Here is a 24811-nt window from a genome sequence, read left to right as displayed (position 1 = left end):
AATCAGTTGGCCGTCGGCATGCTGAATTCAGGGCCCTTGGCGATGCTGTCGGGCCAGCGTTGCATCACGCTTTTGTAGCGGCTGTAGAAGCGGATGCCTTCTTCGCCGTAAGCGTGGTGATCGCCGAACAGCGAGCGTTTCCAGCCGCCGAATGAGTGCCAGGCCATGGGCACCGGAATCGGCACGTTGATGCCGACCATGCCGACCTTGATCGTGCGGGCGAAGGCCCGGGCGATGCCGCCGTCGCGGGTGAAACAGGACACGCCGTTGCCGAACTCGTGGGCGTTGATCAACGCCACGGCGCTGGCGAAGTCCGGCACCCGAACGATGCCCAGTACCGGGCCGAAAATTTCCTGTTGGTAGATGCTCATCTCAGTCGTGACGTTATCGAACAGCGTCGCGCCGACGAAGAAACCGTTCTCGGCGCCCGGCACCTTGAAATTGCGGCCATCGACAATCAGCTGCGCGCCCTGCGCCACGCCTTCGTCGATGAAACCTTCGACTTTGGCCTTGTGTTCGGCTGTCACCAACGGCCCCATGTCGCTGTCGCCCTTCAGACCGTTGCCGACCTTGAGCTGATCGATACGCGGCAACAGTTTGGCAATCAGCTGGTCGCCGACATCGCCCACCGCCACGGCAATCGAAATCGCCATGCAGCGCTCGCCGGCCGAGCCGTAAGCCGCACCGATCAGGGCATCCGCCGCTTGATCCAGATCCGCATCAGGCATGACGATCATGTGATTCTTCGCCCCGCCCAGCGCCTGCACGCGCTTGCCGCGGGAGGTGGCTTGCTGGTGGATGTACTCGGCAATCGGCGTCGAGCCGACAAAGGAAATCGCCTCGATGTCCGGGTGTTGCAACAACGCGTCGACGGCGGTCTTGTCGCCCTGAACCACGTTGAACACACCGTCCGGCAAACCGGCTTCGCTCAACAGACGGGCCATCAGCACACTGGCGGACGGGTCGCGCTCGGACGGTTTGAGGATGAAGCAGTTACCGGTGATCAGCGCCAGCGGGATCATCCACAGTGGCACCATCACCGGAAAGTTGAACGGCGTGACGCCGGCACACACGCCCAGTGGCTGACGCAGGTTCCAGTTATCGATGCCGCCACCGATGTTGTCGCTGAACTCGGTTTTCAGCAGGTTCGGCGCACCACAGGCGTACTCGACGATTTCGATGCCCCGGGTGACTTCGCCCTTGGCGTCCGAAAACACCTTGCCGTGTTCGCGGCTGATGATTTCGGCCAGTTCATCGTGATGTTGGTCGAGTAATTCCTTGAACTTGAACATCACCCGCGAACGGCGCAGGGACGATTGTTCGGACCAGGCCGGAAAGGCTTTCAGGGCCGAGGCGACGGCTTCGTCGACGGTCTTCTGGCTGGCCAGCCCGACGCGCGCCTGGACGCTGCCGGTGGCCGGGTTGAAGACGTTGCTGAACCGTTCGCTGCTGCTGTCTTGCACTTGACCGTGGATGTAATGGCCGATGATCGGGGCGTTGCTCATTGATCGTGTTCTCCGTGCAGAGGTTGGAATTCAGGCTTTTAGTTCAGAGATCAAGCAGCCAGCTGTGCTGCGGATCGTTATGGAACTGCCAGACGCGCTTGGGTCCGGCCATCACGTTCAGGTAGTACGACTCGTAGCCGTACGGCACGCTGACCGGGTGATAGCCTTTGGGCACAACCACGAGGTCACTGTTTTCCACGGCCATGGCCTGATCGATGCTGCGATCGTCGGTGTACACCCGCTGGAACACGAAGCCCTGGGGCGGGTTGATCTGGTGGTAATAGGTTTCTTCGAGAAAACTCTGGTGCGGCAAATCGTCGGTGTCGTGCTTGTGCGGCGGGTAGCTCGATGAGTGACCCGACGGCGTGCGCACTTCCACCACCAACAGCGAATGGGCCGGCTCGGTGTCCGGCAGAATGTCGCAGACATAACGGGTGTTGGCGCCTTTGCCGCGTACGCTGCGCTTCATGCTGTCGGGTTTGATCAGCCGTGGGCCGAGGCCGTTGGTGGTAGAACCGGGCGCGGCGCACACGGCGATTTGCACATCGCTGAGCGCGACCACTTGCGCCTGACTGCCGGGAGGCAAGTACGCGGCGAAGGGTGATTTGTCTTCGAACACCGACTGACGATCACCGATGTTGTCCCAGTCGAACGCGCCCTGCCCCGGCGCTTCACCCTTGATGCTGACCCGGCCGCTGAGCAGCACCAGGCACAGCTCTTTATCACCGGCCGACACCGGCAAGGTCTCGCCCAGGCTCAAGCGATAAGCGGCGAAGCCGACGTATTCCAGCTCACCTTTGCCCAGCTCGACCATGGTCCGGCCACGGGCGTTGCTTTTGACCAGCAGGCTCATAATGCAATCCTCTCGTCGAGCAGCGCACGCAAGGTGTCGTAGCCTTTTTTGGCGTAGACATAACTGGGCGCCACCGCCGGATCCTGTTCCGCTTCGACCACCAGCCAGCCGTGGTAACCGGCCGCCAGCAGCACGTCGAGCAAGGCGCCGAAATCGATGTCGCCATCGCCGGGCACGGTGAACGTGCCGTTGATGATGCAGTCCGGGAAGCTCCACAGGTTGTTGCGGGCCAGTTGCACCACCGGTTTGCGCACGTCCTTGAAATGCACGTGACAGATGCGTTCGATGTGTTTGCGCAGCACCTGCAACGGTTCGCCGCCACCCATGTAGCAATGGCCCGAATCGAACAGCAGACCGACTTCGCTGCCGGTCAACGCCATCAGTTTGTCGATGTCCGCCGGGGATTCGACGTAGGCGCCCATGTGATGGTGGTAGGCCAGGCGCACGCCTTGGGACAAGGTGAAGCGCGCCAGTTCGGTGAGCTTGTCGGCGTATTCCTGCCAGGCGTGTTCGGTGTGGAATCGCGGGCGTTCCACCAGAGGAATGCGCTGACCTTGAATGGAGTCGGCGACTTCGCCATACACCAGCACCTTGGCGCCGTTTTTGGCCAACAGCTCGACATGGCTGCCGATGGCGTCGATTTCTTCGGCCACCGAGCGACGGGCCAGACGGCTGGAATACCAGCCGGACACCAGCGCCAGGTCGTAAGGGCGCAGTACATCGCCGACACCCTTGGCGTCCTTGGGGAATTTGCCGTTGAGTTCAAAACCTTCGTAGCCGATTTCCTTGCCTTCGCTCAGGGCGGTGCTCAGCGGCGTCTCGCCACCGAGGGACGGCAGGTCGTCGTTGCTCCAGGAGATCGGGTTGATGCCAATTCGAATAGCGGGCATGGCTGCACCTTTTATTGTTTTACATAACCAGTAAGAACGACGCAGATCCCTTGTGGGAGCGGGCTTGCTCGCGAAAGCGGTGTGTCAGGCAACAAAAATGTTGAATGTGCCGGCCTCTTCGCGAGCAAGCCCGCTCCCACATTTGAAATGCGTCAGTCCATCAAGACCGGGCCGTGCGCCAGGCATCGATCAGTTCAACGAACGTGCCCTGCACCTGGCGGATCAACGTTTCATCGTCGATTTCACCGGCCATCCACGCGCGGCTCGGCTCCTGGAAAATCGTCCGGCCGACTGCAAACCCGCGGCACGTCTGGCTCTGGCTGGCCTGTTGAAACCCTTCGGCCAATGCCGCTGCCGGTGCATTCAGCCCCAGCAACACCACGCCTCGGCAGTACGGATCACGTTCCTGAATCAATTCGTCGAGTTGTTTCCACTCCTCGGCGCTCTGCGCTTCGATCTTCCACCACGCCGGGTAAATGCCCAGGTTGTAGAGGCGTTTGAGCGCGCGATACAGCACGTCCGGATGGGTCGACGGATGATCCTTGGGCGGGATGATTTCCAGTAGCAGCTCATGACCGCTGACCTGGGAGGCCTGGTACAAACCCTTGATCTGCGCTTCCTGTTCCAGTCGCAGCAACGGCTCGTCGTCGGGGTGGAATTGCACCAGGCACTTGATGATTTGTTCCTGCGGCCAGGCGATCAGGTTGCTGCCGATGGAGCGCCCATGCTCGAAGGCCAATGGCCGCGAACCCTGCACTTCCACCGGACGCGCCACCCACCAGCCACGGCCGGTGGCGGCGTTCAGCGAGTCCTGGCCGAAGCGTTGATCAGCCAGCAGCCCGACATCGGCCTCGATGCCCTGCTCGCGCAAATCGGCTTCGACCCGCTCCACAGCCTTGATAAACAGTTGCTTGAGTTCGCCGATGGCGCTCAGGTCGCGACCGCCCTTGTGCGCCAGTTCCACCAGTTGCCCGCGATGGTCGAAAGCAAAAATGAACAGTTGCTTCCACTGCTTGCGCGGCACGCTGACCTGATGCAGACGCTGCAACACCGCGTCTTGATCCGGCCGGGTAATCGGCACCGGGCTGTTAAACAGATAGGCGAGTTCGGCGCGGGTCGGCATGGCCGGCGCGCAGGCATGGCGCGACACCACCAGACCGCCACAGGCATTGGCCAACTGGCAGCAGCGCTCGTCGCTCGCGTCTTCCAGCCAACCGGCGAGGAAGCCGGACATGAAGGCATCGCCAGCCCCCAGCACATTCAACACTTCCACCCGAACGCCGGGATAAATGGCGCCGTCCTCGAGACGCTCAGGAATGACGCCGTGAATCACCGTGCAACCTTGCGGACCGAGCTTGACCACCAAGGTCGCCGCACTCAGGCGCCGCACATTGCGCAGCGCGGTGAGCAAATCCTCGGAACCGCCGGCAATCAAAAACTCTTCTTCCGTGCCGACGATCAGGTCGAAACGCGGAAGGATTTTCTGCACGTGCTGGCTGACGTTCTGGTCGGCGACGAAACGGGTTTCGCCGTCGGCCTTGCCGGCCAGGCCCCACAGTACCGGGCGATAGTCGATGTCCAGCACCCGTTTGACGTTGTGCTTCTCGGCGTAATCCAGCGCCTGGATGCTCGCCTTGTAGACGCCGTCGGTGGAGAAATGGGTGCCGGTGATCAGCAAGGCTTTGCTGGAGGCGATAAAGGCTTCGCTGATGTCTTCGGCCCGCAGCGCCATGTCGGCGCAGTTTTCGCGGTAGAAGACCAAGGGAAAGGTTTCGCGATCCTTGAGGCCCAGCAGGACCATGGCGGTCAGGCGCTCCGGATCGATCTTGATACCGCTGACATCGCAGCCTTCGCGGGTCAGGGATTCAACCAGGAAGCGGCCCATGTGGTCGTCCCCTACCCGGCTCAGCATCGCCGATTTAAGGCCCAGCCGAGCGGTGCCAAAAGCGATGTTGGCAGACGACCCGCCGAGGTATTTGGCGAAGCTGCTCACATCCTCCAGCCGCGCGCCGACTTGCTGCGCATAGAGGTCGACGCCTAGGCGCCCCAGGCAAATCAGATCCAATTGACGCCCACTGGCAAAACGAGTCTGGCCCATGCTGGCTCCTGTTATTTTTATCAGCCTGCGTTCGGGGCGATGCCGCGCCGAACACTCTTGGTGGGATGCAGACTAAAACGTCCGGGACCGAACAATCAATAATTATTCCAAATATTTTTTACGTGGAATATTTTTTCCAATAAACTTTGCTACAGGCGTTCCAGAGGCAGTGCATCGTTTCAGCACACCTCGTACTGACCGCACGCTCAAGATTTTATTCCGGCCTACCCTGTAGACTGCGCACAGCCAACCTATTGTCAGGGGATGACGCTCTCTGTCGTCCCTATAAGAACAAGCCAGAAGGATTCCTTATGACCCGCACCGATCAGCCGGCGACGACCGAGAGCACGCCCGACAGCGATCTCGCCAGCCCCCCGATCAACGCCGAGCGTCTGCTGCAGCTGATCACCAACGAATACGAAAGCCTGCCGCGCCAGCTCAAACGCATCGCCAGTTACATGAGCCAGCAGAGCGACCGGATCATGGTCGACCGCATCAGCGACATCGCCCGTGAGTGCGAAGTGCACCCGTCGGCGATCGTGCGTTTTTCCCAGCGTTTCGGCTTCAGCGGCTTTAGCGAAATGCAGGCGCTGTTCCGCGAGGCCTATACCCACAAGACCACACCGGTGCAGAACTACCAGCAGCGCATTCGCAGCATGATCGCCAACAAGTCGCAGAAGGCCAGCGGCGGCGACCTGGCGCGCGAGTGCATCGATGCGACTTTGTCGGGCATCGAACGCCTGGGGCTGGAACTCGATGATCAGGCTTTCGACAAGGCCGTCGACCTGGTGGTGAATGCCGACAACATCTACGTGGTCGGGGTGCGCCGTTCATTCGCGGTGGCCGACTACCTGGTCTACAACCTGCAACACACCAACAAGCGTATCCATCTGGTTTCGGGGCTCGGCGGCAGCTACCGCGAGCAGATGCGCAGCGTGCGCGCCAATGACCTGGTGATCGCCATCAGCTTCACGCCCTACGGCAAGGAAACCCAGCACTGCCTGCGCATTGCCCAGCACCATCAGGCCAAAACCCTGATCATCACCGACAGCAACCTCTCGCCCCTGGCCAAGCGCGCCAACACCGTGCTGCTGGTCAACGAAGGCAGTTCGTTTGCCTTCCGTTCGTTGAGTGCAACGCTGTGCCTGTGCCAGGCGCTGTTTATCGCCGTGGCCTATCGGCTGGAATTGAAGGTCGATGAGATTCACGAACAGGTCGGCTTCGAGGATTAGCGCCACGCCGTTTGCAGCTCGCTGAAGCTAAACTAAGGTTGTCCATCCCGAAATGGACATCTGAAGGAGCGGTTCAATGAAGCTGATCGGCATGCTGGATTCACCGTACGTGCGGCGCGTCGCCATCTCTGCCAAACGCCTTGGCATCCCACTGGAACACCAGTCGGTTTCGGTGTTTCGGCATTTCGAGCAATTCCAGCAGATCAACCCGGTGGTCAAGGCGCCCACCCTGGTGCTCGACGACGGCGAGGTGTTGATCGACTCGACGCTGATCCTCGACTACCTCGAAGCCTTGGCCCGTCCCGCCAACAGCCTGATGCCCAGTGACCTGAAGCAGCACTTGCGCTCGTTGCGCCTGATCGGCCTGGCGTTGGCGGCGTGCGAAAAGTCCGTACAGCTCTACTACGAACGCAACCTGCGACCAGCGGAGATTCAGTTTGAACCGTGGGTGGAGCGGGTCGAAGGGCAATTGGCGGCCGCCTATTCGGCGCTGGAGCGGGAGCTGGAAATGCAGCCGCTGAAGACTGACGGGACGATTGCTCAAGACGGGATTACGTTGGCGGTGGCGTGGAGTTTCACCCGTCTGGTAGTGCCGGATCAGGTGGATGAGAATCGGTTTCCACAGATCAATGCGTTTACCGCATATGCCGAAGGGCTTGAGGATTTTGTCAGTACGCCGATTGAGTAGATGGATTTGTTGTGTCTGATCTGGCCCCTTCGCGAGCAAGTCGAATCGTCGCACCGCCGCTCCCACAGTTGTCCTGCGGTGGATGCAAAATCTCCAAACACTAGAGATCAACTGTGGGAGCGGGCTTGCTCGCGAAGAGACAGTCACATTCAACACCAAGTTGGCTGCCACTCCGATCACACAAAAACGCCGCTTCCACCCAAGGCAGAAGCGGCACAGGCCTGTGCCCCAGCGTAAATCAGTGCATGAACAGGGCGATCAGGATGATGATCGGGATCGGTACGCCGAGAAAGAACAGCAGTAGTGAGCGCATGGTAGTTCTCCTGGGTTAGCGAACAGGCAGTGAAGTGGTGGTCACGTAAGCGTCGGATTCCAGATACACCACGGCATCCCGACGACGGCCGCCAAAGGTTGCAGCGAGGCTGGCGAAAAACGCACCGATCAGCAGCGCAATGAACATCCACAGCGAAGTCCAGGCAGCAACTTTGGCGGCGGTGTCGGCGGCTTGTTGGGCGGTGAGTTTGGCGTCGGCCACGGCTTTTTGCGTGCGGGCATACACTTCATCAACGCGACGTTCCGCGTCCGCTTGAGTGAGGTTGGTCCGCTGGGCGACCAGTTGCGCCAGGTAGATGCGGTCTTCGGCAGCCAGTTGACCGTCGTTGCTCAGATTGCGCACGAAGATGCGCGTCACGGTGCCACGAACGGCGTCATCACTGACCGCCGCCGGACGATCATCGCGGAACAGGCTGTCGACGAAGTAACCGTACGGGTCACTGTCAGTGTTGCCGACAGCCGTACCGACGGCTTGAGTCGCGGCACTCGCGGCGCCACCGACCACACTCGCCCCGGCCTGCACGCCACCGCTGACGATGCTGCTGACCGAGCCGACCACCAGCGTCGCCGTCACCAGCGTTGCCACGCACCAGGCCAGAAAGCCGTGGGCAGTGTCACGGAAGTAAACTTCATCACCGTGCATGTACGCCCACTTCACCCGCAAACGACCGGCGATGTAACCGCCCAGTCCGGAAGCCACGATTTGCGTAGCCGCCAACCAGACAATCGTTGAAATACCCAGGCCCTTGGCACTCACCCCTTCATTGGCCCACGGCGACACCGCCGAAAAACCCAGGCCAAAGCCGAGCAGCACGAGAATCAGCGACAACGCTGCCGCCGCAGCGGCCCCTGCGAAGATCGCGCCCCAGGACACGCCTGAGAGCGTGCTCGTTTCTTCGAGGGCCGGATAGAAACCATCAGAGGATCTATTCATTGTTATATCGCTCCAGGCAGGAAAGATGGTGATACAACTCTTCAACGGAGGAAGTGCAGTCACCGTGCCAGTCGCCAACCTTAAATAAATCGCGGTTTTTCAATAAGTTATAAAGTTTGAACTTCCAATGGCCTTGCAATTTGCAAGGAACTGTCAGTAACGGCGGGTTTTATGCATTGCATACGAACTACTTGCGCTTGTAACTCTTATTACCGCTGGGCGTGAGGCAATACACCCCGCCCCTAGGTCCCGTGCAGAATGTACCGCTGCCACATGTGCAACCATCGGCGCTCTGCAACAGCGTTTGCAGGCGAGCCTGGCTGGTGCCGCCATACATCGCCGAGCAACTTTTCTTCGAGCCACTGATGGAGCCATCGTTACACAGGAACAGATCGCCATCGCAGCGATCGATACCGCCCTTTTTTCCCGAGCACGGTGTATTGCCCGCCCAGGCGGATCCGCTAGTAACGCAGAGCAGCAACAGGACAATCGGCATCCAGCCACGACAAATCAAAGTGCGCACAATCCAACTTCCTATTAGAGTTATGGCCGAATGATATCAATATTCCGGGCAGGCTTATGAATCAACATGAAAGTTAATTTAAAAAGTCGCCGACGTTTCTTGGCAAAATGCCCACACCTTCGCCATGAACTGACTACCAGGCCCGCCCTATGACCCGCATCTTGACCATCGAAGACGACGCCGTGACCGCCCGGGAAATCGTTGCCGAATTGAGCAGCCACGGCCTCGACGTGGATTGGGTCGACAACGGCCGCGAAGGTCTGGCGCGCGCGGTCAGCGGCAACTACGACCTGATCACCCTCGACCGCATGCTGCCCGAGCTCGATGGTCTGGCGATTGTCACCACGCTGCGGACCATGGGCGTGGCCACGCCGATCCTGATGATCAGCGCCCTCTCCGACGTCGATGAGCGTGTGCGCGGCTTGCGCGCGGGCGGTGACGATTACCTGACCAAACCGTTCGCCACCGATGAAATGGCCGCCCGGGTCGAAGTCCTGCTGCGCCGGCAGAACACCGTGACCGCCCAGGCCACCACGTTGCGGGTGGCGGATCTGGAGCTCAACCTGATCAGCCATGAAGCCAGCCGCGACGGTCAGCTGCTGATGCTGTTGCCCACCGAGTACAAGTTGCTGGAATTCCTGATGCGCAACACCGGGCAGATTCTGTCGCGGATGATGATTTTCGAAGAGGTCTGGGGTTACCACTTCGACCCCGGCACCAACCTGATCGACGTGCACATCGGCCGGCTGCGCAAGAAGATCGACCCGCCCGGCAATCTCCCATTGATCCGGACCGTGCGAGGCTCGGGTTATGTCATTGCCGAACCCGTCTAAAGGCTGGCGTTCCTCCAGCAGCCGCCTGCTGGCGCTCTACAGTTCGCTGTTCGTGCTCTGGAGCGGCATTCTCATGGGGGTCATGTACTACGAGGTGTCCGATTACCTGGACAACCTGGCCAAACACTCGCTGATGCAGCGCCAGCATTTGTTTTCGCGCTTTCAAGGCGAACAACTGATGGACGCCCTCGCCGTCAGCATGACCTTCGACATTCGCGGCATCGACGCCTATGGCCTGTTCGATAGTCAGCATCGCTACCTCAATGGCGCCCTGCAGCACATTCCCGAAGACCTGCCGCTGGACGGCAAGATTCACATGCTCAGCGACTGCGCCGACTCCGACGACCCGACCCTGCCTGCTGACAGCTGCGACGCCGTGGCGACCCAGACCCGGGATGGACGCTGGCTGGTGCTGGTGCGCGATAACGGTTCGTTATTCGCCGTGACCCGGATCATCCTCCACGCGTTATTCTGGGGCGTGACCCTGACAATCCTGCCGGGCATCGCCGGCTGGCACTTGTTGCGCCGCCGCCCCTTGCGGCGCATACGCGGGATTCAGGCCAGTGCCGAGGCCATCGTCGCCGGCGACCTGACCCGCCGCCTGCCATTGTCCAATCGCCGCGATGAGCTGGACATGCTCGCCGCCATCGTCAACGCCATGCTCGAACGTATTGAACGCTTGATGAACGAGGTCAAGGGCGTCTGCGACAACATTGCCCACGACCTGCGCACACCGCTGACGCGCCTGCGGGCGCAGCTGTACCGGATTCAGCAACAGGCTGATGAGGGTTCGACGCTGGCGGTGCAACTGGACTCAGTGCTCGGTGAGGCCGACACCTTGATGGCGCGCTTTCGAGGGTTGTTGCGGATTTCCGAGCTGGAAGATCGTCAGCGCCGTTCGGGTTTTGTGCAGCTGGATCCGGTGCCGTTGTTGCAAGAGCTGCACGACTTTTATCTGCCGTTGGCGGAAGAAGGCGAACTGGTTTTCAAGCTGCAACTGCCTGACATCTTGCCGCCACTGAATGGCGACCGCGCGTTGCTCTTCGAAGCGGTAGCGAACCTGCTGAGCAACTCGATCAAGTTCACACCGCCGGGTGGCGAGGTGATTTTGCGGGGGGTCAATGAGGGTGGGCATACGCGGATCGAAGTGCTCGATTCGGGGGCAGGGATTCCGGAGGCAGAGCGGGAGGCCGTGTTCCAGCGGTTCTATCGTGCAGAGGGCGGCAACCAGAAAAGCGGGTTCGGGCTAGGGCTGTCGATCGTGGCGGCGATTGTGAGCTTGCATGGGTTTACGCTTGAAGTCGGTACCAGTGAACTCGGCGGTGCGCGGTTGGTGCTGGATTGCCGGCAAAGCTTGATTCCCCAGACCTGACGTTAACTCAAGAACAAAGTAGATCCCTGTGGGATTGGCGGTGTTTTCAGTAGCCCACCACCCCTTCTTCATGCATCTGCCGCAACAGCACTGCCCCGTTTTCCATAAACTCCGACGCCCCAGCCATCCCCGCTTCCACCGCCAATCCTTCCAGCTGCTCACGCCCGTCCAGTTGAGGAAATTCCTCAATCCGCTGCAACAACCGCCAGGCCAACGGGCTCAGTGCAGAAAACTTCACACTCCAGTCCTGCGCCCGACGCACCAACAGCAATGTCGGCTGAGCCGGCGCTGTCTGCGGTTGATAATCCGGCCCCACCAATTGCACCGGCCAGGCATACGCCAACGGCCAGGCCAGCGGCGAAACCTGCAACGGTCGGTCCAGCAACAACCCGGCATCGCTCAGCGGCAACGGTTCGGCCTCAGACTGCTGCAACGCCATCTCGACCCACTCGTAATGCGCCAGCTCCACCATGAACGGCGGCCACGACCCTTCGCTCAACGCTTGCGGTTCCGAGGCCAGGAACTCGACGAACTCCTTGGCGATCTCACCGAATTTCGGCGTGTGCGCGCGGTAGTCGCGCAGGAAAATCCGTACCAGTGAACGCCAGTGTTCATCACCGAGAATCTTGATCAGCACCGGAAACGTCCCGCTGAGCAACGACGACAGGTTCGCGAAAATCAGGTCGCGGTAAACCTGCGCCCGTGTCACGTCCATCCCGGCCGGTGGCGCGCAATGCTCGGGATCGCGCAGGTAAAGGCCCAAGGTGTTTTGCTGTTGAAACAGGCTCGGCTTATCCACGCTTCACCCCCTCGATTTGCAGACGGCGGATGGTCTGCAATTCGGCTACCAGTTCGGAAAATGCCGGAAAGTTGAAGTCCCGCTCCAGCAGCGTCGGTTGCGCGCCGAAGCGAGCATAAGCCTCTGCCAGCAACGACCAGACCACTGGTTTGACCGAAGCGCCGTGGGTGTCGATTTTCAAGGTGTCAGACTCATCGAAATGCCCGGCGACGTGCATGGCCACCACCCGGCCCGAATCGATGCCGGCCAGAAAGGTCTGCGGATCGAAACCGTGATTGATCGAGTTGACGTAGACGTTGTTGACGTCCAGCAGCAGGTCGCAATCGGCCTCGCGCAATACCGCGTTGGTGAAGGTCAGCTCGTCCATGTCCTGTTGTGGCGCGGCATAGTAGGAGACGTTTTCCACCGCCAGGCGCCGACCAAGAATGTCCTGGGCCTGACGAATTCGCGCGGCGACGTGGTGCACCGCTTCTTCGGTAAAGGGCAGCGGCAGCAGGTCATAAAGGTGACCGTCATCGCCGCAGTAGCTCAAGTGTTCGCTGTACAGCGGCACCTTGTAGTGATCGAGGAAAACCCGGACTTCCTGCAGAAACCCGACGTCCAGCGGTGCCGGGCCGCCCAATGACAGTGACAAGCCATGACAGGACAACGGATGGCGCTCGGCCAGGGCACGCAACGCATGACCATGAGCGCCACCGATACCGATCCAGTTTTCCGGCGCGACTTCCAGAAAATCGAAATCGCCCACGCGGGCTGCCTGAAGGTCCTTCATTAAACCGCGACGCAAACCGAGCCCGACGGTCGCCTTCGCTGATGTGATGGGGGTCTGCATTGGTGTCGATCTCAATGATTGCCAGGACGCAATCACAGTTAACCGAAAGGATGTATCGGGTCTGTGTTCGGCAATGCCCTGATAGTGCAGGGAACTGTATCGGGAAGCCTGTCAGATACAGTGCAATACACAACACAAATCCCCTGTGGGAGCGGCGGTGCGGCGATCCGACTTGCTCGCGAAGGCGGTGTGTCAGGCAACATCATTGTCGACTGGAGGTCCGCCTTCGCGAGCAAGCCCGCTCCCACAGGGGTCCAGTGTCAGTCAGGGAAATGTAACTTTCGTCGCTCAAGGCAGCGGCGCACGGCCCCCGGACTAAACTTAGTGCACGCAGGACGTGCTTATCGTCCTGTTCATTCCAACGACCACCGTTCAGAGGTGAACGCCTCGGAAAACAAGGCCTCTGGACTGTGATCCTGCTGAAGGAGCACACGTGATGGACGAGGCAAGACTCAATGATTTCATGGGCAAACTGGTGAACGACATGGGCGGCGCGGCGATGCTCGCCAACGTCATCCTCGGCGAAGAGCTCGGACTGTACCGGGCCATGGCCGACAGTCAGCCAGTCACCCCTGAAGCCCTCGCCGACAAAACCGGCTGCAACACCCGCCTGCTGCGCGAATGGCTCAGCGCCCACGCCGCTTCCGGTTACATGGAACACCGCGACGGCCAGTTCCGCCTGCCCGAAGAGCAAGCCCTGGCATTGGCAATCGAAGACTCGCCGGTCTATGTGGCGGGTGGCATCGGGGTGGTCGCATCGTTTTTCCATGACAAGGACAAACTGGTCAACGCCATGCGCGGCGACGGTGCCCTCGCCTGGGGCGATCACCATCCGTGCATGTTCAGCGGCACGGAGCGGTTCTTCCGGCCAGGTTATAAAGCGCACCTGGTCGCCGAATGGCTGCCGGCGCTCGAAGGCGTGGTCGCCAAACTGGAGGCTGGCGCCAAGGTGGCGGATATCGGCTGCGGCCACGGCGCCTCCACCGTGATCATGGCCCAGTCGTTTCCGGAATCGCGGTTCGTCGGTTTCGACTACCACGCGCCTTCCGTCACCGTCGCCACCCAGCGCGCCGAAGAAGGTGGCGTGGCCGGGCGTGCGCGGTTCTTCCAGGGTACGGCAAAAAGCTTCCCCGGCGACGACTATGACCTGGTCTGCTACTTCGACTGCCTGCACGATATGGGCGACCCGGTGGGCGCGGCGCGGCACGCTTATGACGCGCTAAAACCGGATGGCACGGTGCTGCTGGTAGAGCCGTTCGCCAACGACTCGCTCGATGACAACACCAACCCGGTTGGCCGCTTGTTCTACGCCGCCTCGACCTTCATCTGCACCCCGAACTCGCTGTCCCAGGAGGTCGGCCTCGGGCTCGGCGCCCAGGCTGGCGAGGCGCGTTTGCGCAAGGTCTTCACTGAGGCCGGGTTCAAGACGTTCCGGCGGGCCACGGAAACGCCGTTCAACCTGATTCTGGAGGCGCGCAAGTAAACCCGATCCCTGTAGGAGCACAGCTTGCTGGCGATGGTGTGTTTGAAATCGCCATCGCCAGCAAGCTGTGCTCCTACAGGGTTGTCGGCCAATGCTACCCTGCAAACACTCATGGTCCACCGGAGTGTTGAACATGCTCGACAGCCACATCCGCGAACAACTCGGCCACCTTCAGCAGTTAATGGCCGAGCAGCCGTTTGTGGTCCTGACCGGCGCCGGTATCAGCACTCCGTCGGGCATTCCGGACTACCGCGATAATCAAGGCGTGCGGCGTGGCCGGCAACCGATGATGTATCAGGAGTTTCTCTCGGCGCCCGAATCCCGGCGTCGCTATTGGGCGCGGGCGATGCTCGGTTGGCCGCGGGTGCGCCAGGCTCAGCCGAACGTGGCCCACGAGGCCTTGGCCCGTTTGCAAAGTTCGCAGCAGATCAGCGGGCTGATCACTCAAAACGTCGACACCCTGCACGACCAGGCCGGCAGCCATGACGTCATCGAACTCCACGGCAGCCTGCACCGGGTGTTGTGCCTGGACTGCGGGAAACGCAGCGAGCGGGATTCGATCCAGCAATTGATGGAAGCGCAGAATCCGTATCTGGCCGGCGTGGATGCGGTGCAAGCCCCGGATGGCGACACGCTGCTGGATGCAGCGTTTGAGGCACGTTTTCAGGTACCGCATTGCCCGCACTGCGCAGGTGAGCGGATGAAGCCGGACGTGGTGTTTTTTGGCGAGAATGTGGCGCAGATAACGGCGGCCAAAGCGATGGCGGCGGTCGAAAAGGCTGCGGGGTTGTTGGTGGTCGGGTCTTCGTTGATGGCGTATTCAGCGTTTCGGTTGTGCCGGGCGGTGGCGGATCAGGGGAAACCGTTGATTGCGATTAATTTGGGGAAGACTCGGGCGGATGACCTTCTAGATTTGAAAATAGAGGCCTCGTGCGAGCAACTTTTACCCCTACTGACGCAACACCTCTCGCGCTGATCAACCTAAAACCCTGTGGGAGCGAGCCTGCTCGCGATAGCGGAGTATCAGTCAACACTGATGTCGGATGTGCCGAGCTCTTCGCGAGCAGGCTCGCCCCCACAAGTGATTGTGATCAGTGCATAGAAACCTGTTGGCCCAGGTTTTCGGCTTTAAGAATATCGAACAGCGCCTGCGCCGCCGCCGACAGTTCCACCCCTGGCTTGGTCAGCACCCCAATCGCCCGCTCCACCACAGGATCGCGCAAGGTAATGCACCGCGCGCCCAATTCCAGCATCTGCCCGACGCACAACGCCGGCACTGCACTCACCCCCAAACCGCTGGCCACCATCCGCCCAACCGTCGCCAACTGATGGCTTTCAAACTCCACCGGCAATTTCATCCCACGCGCCTGCAAGTGCTCTTCGAGCATCACCCGCACCGTGGACGGTCGCTGCAAAGTAATGAACGGCTCCTTGAGCAAGGTCTGCCAATCGATGTCTTCCAGTTCCGCCAAAGGAGAATCCTTCGACACAACGGCCACAAACCGGTCCATGTACAACGGCGTGAATGCCAGCGACGAACTCTGATTCGGTTCAAACGCCACCCCCAGCTCAACCTGCCGGTCACGCACCATCTCCAGCACCTGCTCGTTGATCACGTCATTCACCGTGACGTTGACCTTCGGATAGCGCGCCCGAAAGGTTTTCAGGATCGGCGGCAGCAGGTTGCCGGCAAATGAGGGCATCGCCGCCAGCGTCACGCGACCGCGCTGGAGGGTGAAGCGTTGGCGCAGCTCATCCTCGGCGTTATCCCAGTCAGCGATCAGGCGACGTGCCAGTGGCACCAGTGATTCTCCTTCTGCGGTCAGCGCGACATTGCGCGTGTTGCGGGTGAACAGGCGCCCGCCCAACCCCTCCTCCAGCGCTTTAATGGTCAGGCTCAAGGCCGATTGCGACAGGTGCAACCGCTCGCAGGCCACGGCAAAACTCAGACTCTGGGCCACGGCCAGGAATGCGCGGATCTGCTTGACTGTCATGTGCGAGTTGCTCCAGTAATTAAGAGTACGGCTTGCCCGCGATGGCTTCCTTGAAATCGCCATCGTCGGATCGCCGCCCGGAGCAGGCTCGCTCCCACAGGGGTTATTGGTGAGTTTTATCTATCAATCAACCTTAAAAATCAACTTAACAAATGAATCCTTCAGCGAGACACTCCTACCCCATACGGCTAGCCAGCCGCCCACAAAGAATAAAAGAGGTGCATATGGCAGGTTTCGACAAGCGCGTGAGTTCCTACGAGGAAGCCCTTGCAGGTCTTGAAGACGGCATGACCGTGATCGCCGGCGGCTTCGGTCTGTGCGGGATTCCGGAAAACCTCATCGCCGAGATCAAGCGCAAAGGCACACGCGACCTCACCGTGGTTTCCAACAACTGCGGCGTCGACGGTTTCGGCCTCGGCGTGCTGCTGGAAGACCGGCAGATCCGCAAGGTGGTGGCGTCCTACGTCGGCGAGAACAAACTGTTCGAAGACCAACTGCTTAAAGGCGAAATCGAAGTGGTCCTGACCCCCCAAGGCACCCTCGCCGAAAAAATGCGCGCAGGCGGTGCCGGCATCCCGGCGTTCTTCACCGCCACCGGCGTCGGCACTCCCGTTGCCGACGGCAAGGAAGTCCGCGAATTCCATGGCCGCAAGTACCTGATGGAAGAATCCATCACCGGTGACTTCGCCATCGTCAAAGGCTGGAAAGCCGACCATTTCGGCAACGTCATCTATCGCCACACCGCCCAGAACTTCAACCCGCTGGCCGCCACCGCGGGCAAGATCACCGTGGTCGAAGTCGAAGAAATCGTCGAACCCGGCGAGCTGGACCCGGCGCAGATCCACACCCCTGGCATCTACGTCGACCGGGTCATTTGCGGCACGTTCGAGAAGCGCATCGAACAGCGCACCGTGCGTAAGTGATCCCCTGCCCCCGGACCGAATGAAGGAATAACAACAATGGCACTTTCCCGCGAACAAATGGCTCAACGCGTCGCCCGCGAAATGCAGGACGGCTTCTACGTGAACCTGGGCATCGGCATTCCGACCCTGGTCGCCAACTACATCCCTGAAGGCATGGAAGTCATGCTGCAGTCGGAAAACGGCTTGCTGGGCATGGGTCCCTTTCCTACTGAAGAAACCATCGATGCCGACATGATCAACGCCGGCAAACAAACGGTGACTGCGCGTATCGGCGCGTCGATCTTTTCCTCCGCCGAGTCCTTCGCGATGATCCGCGGTGGTCATGTCGACCTGACCGTACTCGGTGCGTTTGAAGTGGACGTGGAAGGCAACATCGCCTCGTGGATGATCCCCGGCAAACTGGTCAAGGGCATGGGCGGCGCCATGGACCTGGTGGCCGGCGCAGACAACATCATCGTCATCATGACCCACGCGTCCAAGGACGGTGAGTCCAAGCTCCTGTCCAAATGCAGCCTGCCGCTGACCGGTGCCGGGTGCATCAAGCGTGTGCTGACCGACCTGGCTTACCTGGAAATCGAAAACGGCGCGTTCATTCTCAAGGAACGCGCACCGGGCGTCAGCGTCGAGGAGATTGTCGCCAAGACCGCCGGTAAACTGATCGTGCCGGATCATGTTCCGGAAATGCAGTTCGCTGCCCAGTGAGGAATCATTCCATGCAAGAAGTCGTCATTGTCGCCGCCACCCGCACCGCCATCGGCAGTTTCCAGGGTGCCCTGGCCAACGTGTCCGCGGTTGACCTCGGTGCTGCGGTAATCCGTCAGCTGCTGGCGCAAACCGGTCTGGACGTTGCTGAAGTCGATGAAGTGATCATGGGCCAGGTGTTGACCGCCGGCGCCGGACAAAACCCTGCGCGCCAGTCGGCAATCAAGGCCGGCCTGCCCTTCACCGTGCCTGCGATGACCCTGAACAAGGTCTGCGGCTCGGGCCTCAAAGCCCTGCACCTGGCCACTCAGGCGATTCGCTGCGGCGATGCCGATGTGATCATTGCCGGCGGCCAGGAAAACATGAGCCTGTCCAATTACGTCATGCCCGGTGCGCGCACCGGTCTGCGCATGGGTCACGCGCAAATCGTCGACACCATGATCAGCGACGGTTTGTGGGATGCGTTCAACGATTACCACATGGGCATCACCGCCGAGAACCTGGCCGAGAAGTACAGCCTGACTCGCGAGCAACAAGACGCCTTCGCCGCAGCCTCGCAGCAGAAAGCCACGGCCGCCATCGAAGCCGGGCGTTTTGCCGATGAGATCACGCCGATCCTGATTCCTCAGCGCAAGGGCGACCCAGTCGCCTTCCAGGTTGACGAACAGCCACGGGCCGGCACCACCGCTGAAGCACTGGGCAAACTGAAACCGGCCTTCAAAAAGGACGGTTCGGTGACCGCTGGTAACGCCTCGTCCCTGAACGACGGTGCCGCCGCCGTGATCCTGATGAGCGCGGAAAAGGCCAAGGCCCTCGGCCTGCCCGTGCTGGCGAAAATCGCGGCTTACGCCAACGCGGGCGTAGACCCGGCGATCATGGGCATCGGCCCGGTCAGCGCGACTCGTCGTTGCCTGGACAAGGCCGGCTGGTCCATCGACCAACTGGACCTGATCGAAGCCAACGAAGCCTTCGCTGCACAATCGCTGGCGGTGGCCAAGGACCTGGAATGGGACCTGAACAAGGTCAACGTCAACGGCGGCGCTATCGCCCTGGGCCACCCGATCGGTGCGTCGGGTTGCCGAGTGCTGGTGACTCTGCTGCATGAAATGATCAAGCGTGACGCCAAGAAAGGCCTCGCCACCCTGTGCATCGGTGGTGGTCAGGGCGTGGCACTGGCGATCGAGCGGGCGTAAAGCGTTCAACAGATGGCGCGGGGACCCACGAATATCCGTTCGCCGTCTGGCAAAACACCCGGTGCGACTCACGTCGCACCGGGTTCTTTTTGCCTGGCTGTCAGGCAAATTTCACCAGGTTCAGCACCGGCAGCGGACCGCCTGGAAACTGCACCAGCCGCGCCCCGACACTCAATTCCCCAAGATCAATCCCGAAGAAGCCCAGCTGTTCGATCAGCGCCGCCACTTGAGCTTTCGCATCGGCATCATCACCCGAGAGAAACAGCACCCGCCGCCCGCCCTCCGCCGCTGGATCGCTTTCCAGAAAACGTGCCTGAAGGTGATTGAACGCCTTCACCACCCGCGCACCGGGCACCCATTCGGCAAACACTTCGCTGGATGTGCGCCCCTGCAAATCCACCGCCTTGAACGATGGCGCCTCGATTGAGTTGTTGGCGTCGATGACAATCCGTCCGTCAAAATTCGGCAGGCCGGCGAGCGCGGTCGGCAACTTCGACCAATTGACCGCGACCAGCACGATGGCTTGCGCGGCGGCTTCCTCGCGGGTTCCGGCACGCGCCGTTGGCCCGAGTTCTTCCACCAGCGAGGCCAGGCTTTGCGGGCCACGGCTGTTGGCAATAACCACTTCAATGCCTTGACGCGACAGTGCTCTGGCAAAGGCTGCGCCGATTGCGCCGGCGCCGATGATTCCGATGGTGCTCATGGTTGTTCACTCCGTGGGTTGTCGTTGGAGTGAATACTGCGCTTGCCATTAGCGCTTGATTAGCGGGTAATGCCTTGAATGATCTTCAAGCATGACTAGCAGGTGATTCCCATGGAAACCCTCGCCAACCTCGAATCCTTCGTCCGCAGCGCCGAGACCGGCAGTTTTTCCGCCGCCGCACGGGTGCTCGCGCTGACCCCAGCCGCTGTCAGCCGCAACGTGGCGATGCTCGAACGCAACATCGGCGTGCGGCTGTTCCAGCGCTCGACCCGCAAGCTGTCCCTGACCGAAGCCGGGGAACGCTTTCTGACGAGCATCGGCGGCAATCTGGAAGCGTTACAGACAGCAATCAGCGCGGTGAGCAGCGACCAAGGTGAGCCGACGGGCGTGCTCAAGATCAGTCTGGCGCCGACGTTTGGCATCGGCCATGTCTTGCCGCTGCTGCCAGCGTTTCTGGCGCGCTACCCATTGATTCGCCCGGAATGGCACTTCGAAAACCGCCCCGTGGATTTGATTGCCGAAGGGTATGACGCGGCCATTGGCGGCGGTTTCGAGTTAATGCCCGGTGTGGTGTCGCGGACGTTGGCGGCGGCGCATGTGGTGGCGGTCGCCTCTCCCGCCTACCTCGCAGGACGCAGCCTGCCCGACAGTCCGGCAGACCTGTCCGGACACACCGGCATTGTGATGCGCGGCACCCGCACCGGGCGGATTCGCCAATGGCTGATGCACGATGGCGCAGGCAACGAAGCACCGGCCAATCTGAATGAACACATTGTGTTCAATGACCCGGCCGCCATGCGCGAAGCGGCGATACTCGGCCTGGGCGTGACGCTGCTGGTGTTGCCGGATGTGCTGGCGAACATCCAGCGCGGCGAACTGGTGCGCCTGCTGCCCGACTGGCACGCCGACGCGGGGCCGATTTCGCTGTATTACCCGAGCCGGACGTTAATGCCGGCCAAGACCAGGGTGTTCATCGAGTTTGTGGTCGAGGCGTTTTCACACCACTGACAGACTGATAGTTCCCACGCCGCACCGCGCTGGCCTCACGCTTTTTTGGTGTACGCAAAACCCTGTAGGAGCTGAGCTTGCTCCGGGCGGCGATCCGACGATGACGGCGGCACATTCAATATTGAATAGCCTGTCAGATCGCCATCGTCGAATCGCCGCCCGGAGCAAGCTCGGCTCCTACACAGGCATGTCGTGATTGAAACCTTCATTTTTGTATACAAAATCACGACATCTATAGAGCAATCCCGCCCACGCAATGCTAACGTTGCCGCCTCACTCAGGTCGGAGGTGCGGGCGTGCTGCTACTCAAACTGCTGGTCATCCCAGGATTTCTCTTGCTGATTTCCCTGGCCGGTAAACGCTGGGGACCGAGTGTCGCCGGTTGGCTGTCGGGGTTGCCGGTGGTGGTCGGGCCGATTCTGTTCTTTCTCGCCATCGAGCAGGGCCAGGTGTTCGCCGCTCAATCGGCGACGGCAGCGCTGTCGGCGATGTTCGCGATGATTGCCTTTTGCGTGACCTACGCTCAGGTTGCACAACGCGCGAAGTGGCCGTGGGCGCTGGTGATTTCGCTGTTGGTCTGGGCCACGGCGGCCGTTGTGCTGTCGTTGATTCCGCCGTCCCTGGTGTTCTCGGTGATCGCTGCCGCGACTGCCCTGCTGGCGGCGCCGTATCTGTTTCCCTCGGTACAGCCGATCGTTTCGGCCCCGGCGCCGAAGTCCGACAAATTGCTGTTACGCATGATTGCCGGCGCCCTGCTCACCCTCGCTGTCACATTGTTGGCCAGCACCGTCGGTGAACGCTGGAGCGGTCTGCTCGCGGTGTTCCCGGTGCTGGGCAGCGTGATGGCGGTGTTCTCCCAGCAAACCCGCGGCCCGGCATTTACCGCTGCATTGTTGCGGGCCACCGCGACCGGGATGTATTCGTTCGCCGCGTTTTGCCTGGTGTTGGCGCTGACGTTGCCGAATTTTGGTTGGTGGGGATTCGCGATGGGAGTGGTGGTTTCGTTGGGGATGTTGTTGGTGACGAAGAGACTGGTCATGGGTTCAAAAGACAGTTCGACCGTATCAAAGAACTTGCAGAAGGCCGACACGTAACACCATGGTCTTAAAGAGAACTCTTTTGTCTCAGAGTCAGGCGTAACGCTGTCCCTGCCACAGGACTGAGGGCTGCCAGAAAGTGGATTCCATGGGATGATTGCGGCGAACGCGCGACCATCCACTGGAGTTTCTGAATGTCATTGTTGAGTAAAAAAGCCGTTGTCCTGTTGTTGACGGCGGTTGCCAGTCTGGGAGCGCTGAATGCGCAGGCCGCCAAGGCCACTGCCAGCGATGCCGCGCCGGCACAGAACGTCTCGATGCTCGGCGGCAAGTTCAAGTTCAGCCTGCCTAAAGGCTTCGTCGCCAACCCGCTGCCTGCCGGCGACGCGACCACCGGCACCGCCGGGGCAACGGGCACCATGTACACCAATCAGGCGACTAAAACCGTCGTGATCGCCGCTGAAAACACCATCCCCGGCGGCCTCAACGTCAAAGACAACGACGGTCAGTTCCTCGACTCCGTGGCGTCTGACTTCGCCACCCAACAAGCCACGGCGCTGCCGGACTTCACCAAACTCAGTGAAAAAAGCCTGACCCAGAAAGGCACTGGCCTGGGGTTGCGGCAGATCGACAGCACCGCCACCCAAGGCGGCGGCAAAACCCTCGACACCACGCTGATGGCCGCGTCCAACACGCGCATGGCGATCATTCAGGTGATTTCCCGCCTCAGCGACAATGCTGGCCACGAGACGCTGGTCAAACAGATCGTCACCGGCAAGTAAGCGTCAGGGATTGAGACGCTGCAACCAGGCGCTCAAGTCCTGCATTTCGGCAGCACTGATGCTGTGACCGACGCCAGGGTAGGCATGAAATTCAGGCTTGAGTGACAGGCTCTGCAACAGGCTGTCGGCGTCCGTGCCGTCAATGTACGGAAGGCATTTGTCCGCGGTGCCATGACCGATGAAAATCGCCAGCTCCTGGCGCTTTTCATCCGGTTTCAGTTCGGACCTGAGCACCGGCAGAATCCGCCCGCTCAACGCCGCGATCCCGCCCACCGCCTCGGGGTGACGCAGGGCCACCTCGTAGGACATGATCGCGCCCTGGCTGAAACCCACCAGAAACACCTTGCTCGGTTCGGTGTGATATTTCTTCGCCGCTTGTGCAACGAAATCCTGCAGCACCTGGCCGCTGGACTTCAGATCATCGGTCTCACCGTTGTAGGCCGCGTTGCCCTTCTCGCGAAACCACTTGTAACTGCCCTCCTCCATCACCATCGGTGCGCGTACCGACAGGTAGTTGTATGACGCAGGCAGTTCATCCTTGATGTCGAACAGGTCCTCCTCGTTACTGCCAAAACCGTGGAGGAAAATCACCAGGGGCTGATTGCGCGATTCGGGGTTGGCCTGCTCCAGGTACTTGAGTGGCAGATCGGTTTGCAGCGGGATTTGAGCGTGGACGGCGGTGGACGCCAGGAGTGTCAGCAGAGCGAGAAACTTCAACATAAACCTTCCTTCACAAGTGCAGGATTCGGGGCAAAGCCTAACACTGTGAATCGGGATGTCGATAATTGGCTGGACATCTTCGCCACTTCATCGGGCCTCTTCGCGAGCAAGCCCGCTCCCACCGTTGACCGCATTAGTCCAGACAACTCGGTCAACTGTGGGAGCGGGCTTGCTCGCGAAGGCGGCCTCGAAAACGACTAAAATCCTCAGTCGTTAATCAACTTCCCGACCCGAATCGGCTCGCGCCCCGCGACCTTCGCCTGCCAGGTGCCCGGCTGGGTATAGCGCCCGCGATCGATGGCAAACAACACCCCACTGGTCCCGGCGCAAACAGTCGTGACCCGATCATTCAGCGGATCGACCACTTCAAACAGCGCATCTCCCTTCTCCACCCATTCACCCGAATCGCGCAGGAAACTGACGACCCCGTGATGCGGCGCGAACAGGTATTGGGTGCCTTCGAACGGCATGCCTTCACAGCATTCGCTCGGGGCCGCAGGCCAAGTGCCTTTGATGAAACCCTGTTCGGCGAGGAACCCGAGAATCGCCTCGCAATTGGCTTGAGCCTGATCGACTCGCGTATCACCCATGCTGCCCAGCTCCAGCGTCGTCGCCAGGTTGGCCGGCGGGATCGCGGCTTCAGGGAAAGCCCTGGCCAGGCGCAACCACGGGGTTGAACACGACTCATCGAATGAACTGCCGCCAGAATCTTCGCAGAGCAACGCCACCCCGGCCTTCAAACGCGCCGCCAGGGATTGCCACTGAGACCAGTGTTGCGGCAAGGCATACAGATGAATCGCCGCATCGAAATCACAATGCAGATCCAGGGTGATGTCGGCCTCACAGGCGTGGCGCAGCAGCAAGCGGTGCATAGCTTCAAGTTGCGAGGCCGGTGCCGGCAAATCGTCGAGTACCTGGCCCATGGTCTGGCGAATCAGCGCAATGTTGGCCGCCGCATCACTGCCCAACCGATCGCCGATCAACTCGGCCACCGGTGCGCTGAGTTCGACGAAGGAGCGGTTGAAGTTCTTGCCACTGCCCAGCTCGAAGCGGCCCATGTGGCTGCCTTGCAGGTGCTGATCGAGACCGATGGGATTGGCCACCGGGACCAGTTCAATCACGCCCTGCAACTGGCCCTGGGTTTCGAGTTCGGCCAGACGCTTTTTCAGTTCCCACGCCGTGCGCATGCCCGGCAGTTCATCCGCGTGCAGGCTGGCCTGGATGTAGACCTTGCGGGTGCCCGCGCCAAAACGAAACACGCTGAGGGTGCGTTCGGTGCCCAGGTGACTCCAGGGCAGTGAATGGTCGATGCGTTGCATGGGGTGCTCCTGTGTTCGCGTGCTGCGCAGAATAAATCATCAAGGCATAAAAAAA

At 60.6% G+C, this 24811-nt stretch carries 24 protein-coding genes; 12 read left to right on the top strand and 12 right to left on the bottom strand.

The genetic code is table 11. From position 1 onward, the window contains the following. Positions 1 to 2 precede the first annotated feature (2 nt). From KW848_RS27935 to iolC, 4 genes are all read right to left on the bottom strand, one after another. Positions 3 to 1505: a CoA-acylating methylmalonate-semialdehyde dehydrogenase gene (locus tag KW848_RS27935; protein WP_134104047.1), complete on the bottom strand. Its 1503-nt coding sequence runs from the start codon at positions 1503 to 1505 to the stop codon at positions 3 to 5. Between the two features lie 43 nt (positions 1506 to 1548). Next, positions 1549 to 2358, bottom strand: a complete 810-nt coding sequence (gene iolB / locus KW848_RS27930) for a 5-deoxy-glucuronate isomerase (protein ID WP_218538727.1) — start codon at positions 2356 to 2358, stop codon at positions 1549 to 1551. Then, positions 2355 to 3248 (bottom strand): myo-inosose-2 dehydratase, encoded by an 894-nt coding sequence (gene iolE / locus KW848_RS27925; protein WP_192407745.1) that lies wholly within the window; start codon positions 3246 to 3248, stop codon positions 2355 to 2357. The genes iolB and iolE overlap by 4 nt, the downstream gene beginning before the upstream one ends. A 160-nt stretch (positions 3249 to 3408) precedes the next feature. Beyond that, positions 3409 to 5346 (bottom strand): 5-dehydro-2-deoxygluconokinase, encoded by a 1938-nt coding sequence (iolC, locus tag KW848_RS27920; RefSeq protein WP_218538726.1) that lies wholly within the window; start codon positions 5344 to 5346, stop codon positions 3409 to 3411. A 311-nt stretch (positions 5347 to 5657) separates the two neighbouring features. On the opposite strand from iolC, the gene KW848_RS27915 reads away from it, so the two are divergent. Continuing rightward, positions 5658 to 6578 (top strand): MurR/RpiR family transcriptional regulator, encoded by a 921-nt coding sequence (locus KW848_RS27915; RefSeq protein WP_046049576.1) that lies wholly within the window; start codon positions 5658 to 5660, stop codon positions 6576 to 6578. A gap of 76 nt (positions 6579 to 6654) precedes the next feature. Next, positions 6655 to 7266, top strand: coding sequence for a glutathione S-transferase N-terminal domain-containing protein (locus tag KW848_RS27910; protein WP_218538725.1), 612 nt, complete (start codon positions 6655 to 6657; stop codon positions 7264 to 7266). A gap of 328 nt (positions 7267 to 7594) precedes the next feature. Here KW848_RS27910 and KW848_RS27905 read toward each other — a convergent pair whose 3' ends face one another. Together KW848_RS27905 and KW848_RS27900 are read right to left on the bottom strand one after the other, a co-directional pair. After that, positions 7595 to 8533, bottom strand: a complete 939-nt coding sequence (locus KW848_RS27905) for a hypothetical protein (protein WP_218538724.1) — start codon at positions 8531 to 8533, stop codon at positions 7595 to 7597. A gap of 187 nt (positions 8534 to 8720) precedes the next feature. Beyond that, on the bottom strand, positions 8721 to 9029 hold the full coding sequence (locus tag KW848_RS27900) for a hypothetical protein (RefSeq protein WP_218538754.1): 309 nt from the start codon (positions 9027 to 9029) through the stop codon (positions 8721 to 8723). A gap of 176 nt (positions 9030 to 9205) precedes the next feature. Here KW848_RS27900 and KW848_RS27895 point away from each other — a divergent pair, with 176 nt between their 5' ends. Beyond that, on the top strand, positions 9206 to 9889 hold the full coding sequence (locus tag KW848_RS27895; RefSeq protein WP_134104058.1) for a response regulator transcription factor: 684 nt from the start codon (positions 9206 to 9208) through the stop codon (positions 9887 to 9889). Beyond that, positions 9867 to 11261 (top strand): HAMP domain-containing sensor histidine kinase, encoded by a 1395-nt coding sequence (locus KW848_RS27890; RefSeq protein WP_218538723.1) that lies wholly within the window; start codon positions 9867 to 9869, stop codon positions 11259 to 11261. Before KW848_RS27895 ends, KW848_RS27890 begins: the two co-directional genes overlap by 23 nt. Positions 11262 to 11307: 46 nt before the next feature. Here KW848_RS27890 and KW848_RS27885 read toward each other — a convergent pair whose 3' ends face one another. Together KW848_RS27885 and KW848_RS27880 are read right to left on the bottom strand one after the other, a co-directional pair. After that, entirely contained in the window at positions 11308 to 12060 is a 753-nt protein-coding gene (locus KW848_RS27885; RefSeq protein WP_218538722.1) for a DUF2063 domain-containing protein, read from the bottom strand. Continuing rightward, entirely contained in the window at positions 12053 to 12892 is an 840-nt protein-coding gene (locus tag KW848_RS27880) for a DUF692 domain-containing protein (RefSeq protein ID WP_218538721.1), read from the bottom strand. Before KW848_RS27880 ends, KW848_RS27885 begins: the two co-directional genes overlap by 8 nt. Positions 12893 to 13328: 436 nt before the next feature. On the opposite strand from KW848_RS27880, the gene KW848_RS27875 reads away from it, so the two are divergent. Continuing rightward, positions 13329 to 14375, top strand: a complete 1047-nt coding sequence (locus tag KW848_RS27875) for a class I SAM-dependent methyltransferase (protein WP_111452100.1) — start codon at positions 13329 to 13331, stop codon at positions 14373 to 14375. A gap of 133 nt (positions 14376 to 14508) precedes the next feature. Beyond that, a complete protein-coding gene (locus KW848_RS27870; RefSeq protein WP_218538720.1) occupies positions 14509 to 15351 on the top strand; it encodes an NAD-dependent protein deacetylase in 843 nt (280 codons plus the stop codon). Positions 15352 to 15466: 115 nt separating this feature from the next. Here the strand turns inward: KW848_RS27870 and KW848_RS27865 are convergent, their stop codons facing one another. Beyond that, positions 15467 to 16369, bottom strand: coding sequence for a LysR family transcriptional regulator (locus KW848_RS27865; RefSeq protein ID WP_218538719.1), 903 nt, complete (start codon positions 16367 to 16369; stop codon positions 15467 to 15469). A 224-nt stretch (positions 16370 to 16593) separates the two neighbouring features. On the opposite strand from KW848_RS27865, the gene KW848_RS27860 reads away from it, so the two are divergent. Genes KW848_RS27860 through KW848_RS27850 form a run of 3 tightly spaced genes read left to right on the top strand, consistent with a single transcriptional unit; the run spans position 16594 to position 19187 of the window. Then, positions 16594 to 17292 carry a CoA transferase subunit A gene (locus tag KW848_RS27860; RefSeq protein WP_033058258.1) on the top strand — a complete coding sequence of 233 codons (699 nt, stop codon included), beginning with the start codon at positions 16594 to 16596 and terminating at the stop codon, positions 17290 to 17292. A gap of 36 nt (positions 17293 to 17328) precedes the next feature. Next, entirely contained in the window at positions 17329 to 17994 is a 666-nt protein-coding gene (locus KW848_RS27855; RefSeq protein WP_054051104.1) for a CoA transferase subunit B, read from the top strand. Between the two features lie 11 nt (positions 17995 to 18005). Further along, positions 18006 to 19187, top strand: coding sequence for an acetyl-CoA C-acetyltransferase (locus KW848_RS27850; RefSeq protein ID WP_111452097.1), 1182 nt, complete (start codon positions 18006 to 18008; stop codon positions 19185 to 19187). Between the two features lie 100 nt (positions 19188 to 19287). Here the strand turns inward: KW848_RS27850 and KW848_RS27845 are convergent, their stop codons facing one another. Continuing rightward, positions 19288 to 19890 (bottom strand): NADPH-dependent F420 reductase, encoded by a 603-nt coding sequence (locus KW848_RS27845; RefSeq protein WP_111452096.1) that lies wholly within the window; start codon positions 19888 to 19890, stop codon positions 19288 to 19290. A gap of 111 nt (positions 19891 to 20001) precedes the next feature. Here KW848_RS27845 and KW848_RS27840 point away from each other — a divergent pair, with 111 nt between their 5' ends. From KW848_RS27840 to KW848_RS27830, 3 genes are all read left to right on the top strand, one after another. Continuing rightward, entirely contained in the window at positions 20002 to 20898 is an 897-nt protein-coding gene (locus tag KW848_RS27840; protein ID WP_218538718.1) for a LysR family transcriptional regulator, read from the top strand. Between the two features lie 296 nt (positions 20899 to 21194). Further along, positions 21195 to 21992, top strand: coding sequence for a hypothetical protein (locus tag KW848_RS27835; RefSeq protein ID WP_218538717.1), 798 nt, complete (start codon positions 21195 to 21197; stop codon positions 21990 to 21992). A 137-nt stretch (positions 21993 to 22129) separates the two neighbouring features. Further along, positions 22130 to 22717 (top strand): hypothetical protein, encoded by a 588-nt coding sequence (locus KW848_RS27830; RefSeq protein ID WP_218538716.1) that lies wholly within the window; start codon positions 22130 to 22132, stop codon positions 22715 to 22717. 3 nt (positions 22718 to 22720) lie between these two features. Here the strand turns inward: KW848_RS27830 and KW848_RS27825 are convergent, their stop codons facing one another. Together KW848_RS27825 and KW848_RS27820 are read right to left on the bottom strand one after the other, a co-directional pair. After that, on the bottom strand, positions 22721 to 23437 hold the full coding sequence (locus KW848_RS27825) for an alpha/beta hydrolase (RefSeq protein ID WP_218538715.1): 717 nt from the start codon (positions 23435 to 23437) through the stop codon (positions 22721 to 22723). A 206-nt stretch (positions 23438 to 23643) separates the two neighbouring features. Further along, positions 23644 to 24756 carry a succinylglutamate desuccinylase/aspartoacylase family protein gene (locus tag KW848_RS27820; RefSeq protein WP_218538714.1) on the bottom strand — a complete coding sequence of 371 codons (1113 nt, stop codon included), beginning with the start codon at positions 24754 to 24756 and terminating at the stop codon, positions 23644 to 23646. Positions 24757 to 24811: the final 55 nt, after the last annotated feature.

This window comes from Pseudomonas sp. PDM25, assembly GCF_019219045.1.
GTDB lineage: Bacteria > Pseudomonadota > Gammaproteobacteria > Pseudomonadales > Pseudomonadaceae > Aquipseudomonas.
Note: the sequence above shows the minus strand (reverse complement) of the source record. Positions and strands in the feature narration are given on the sequence as shown.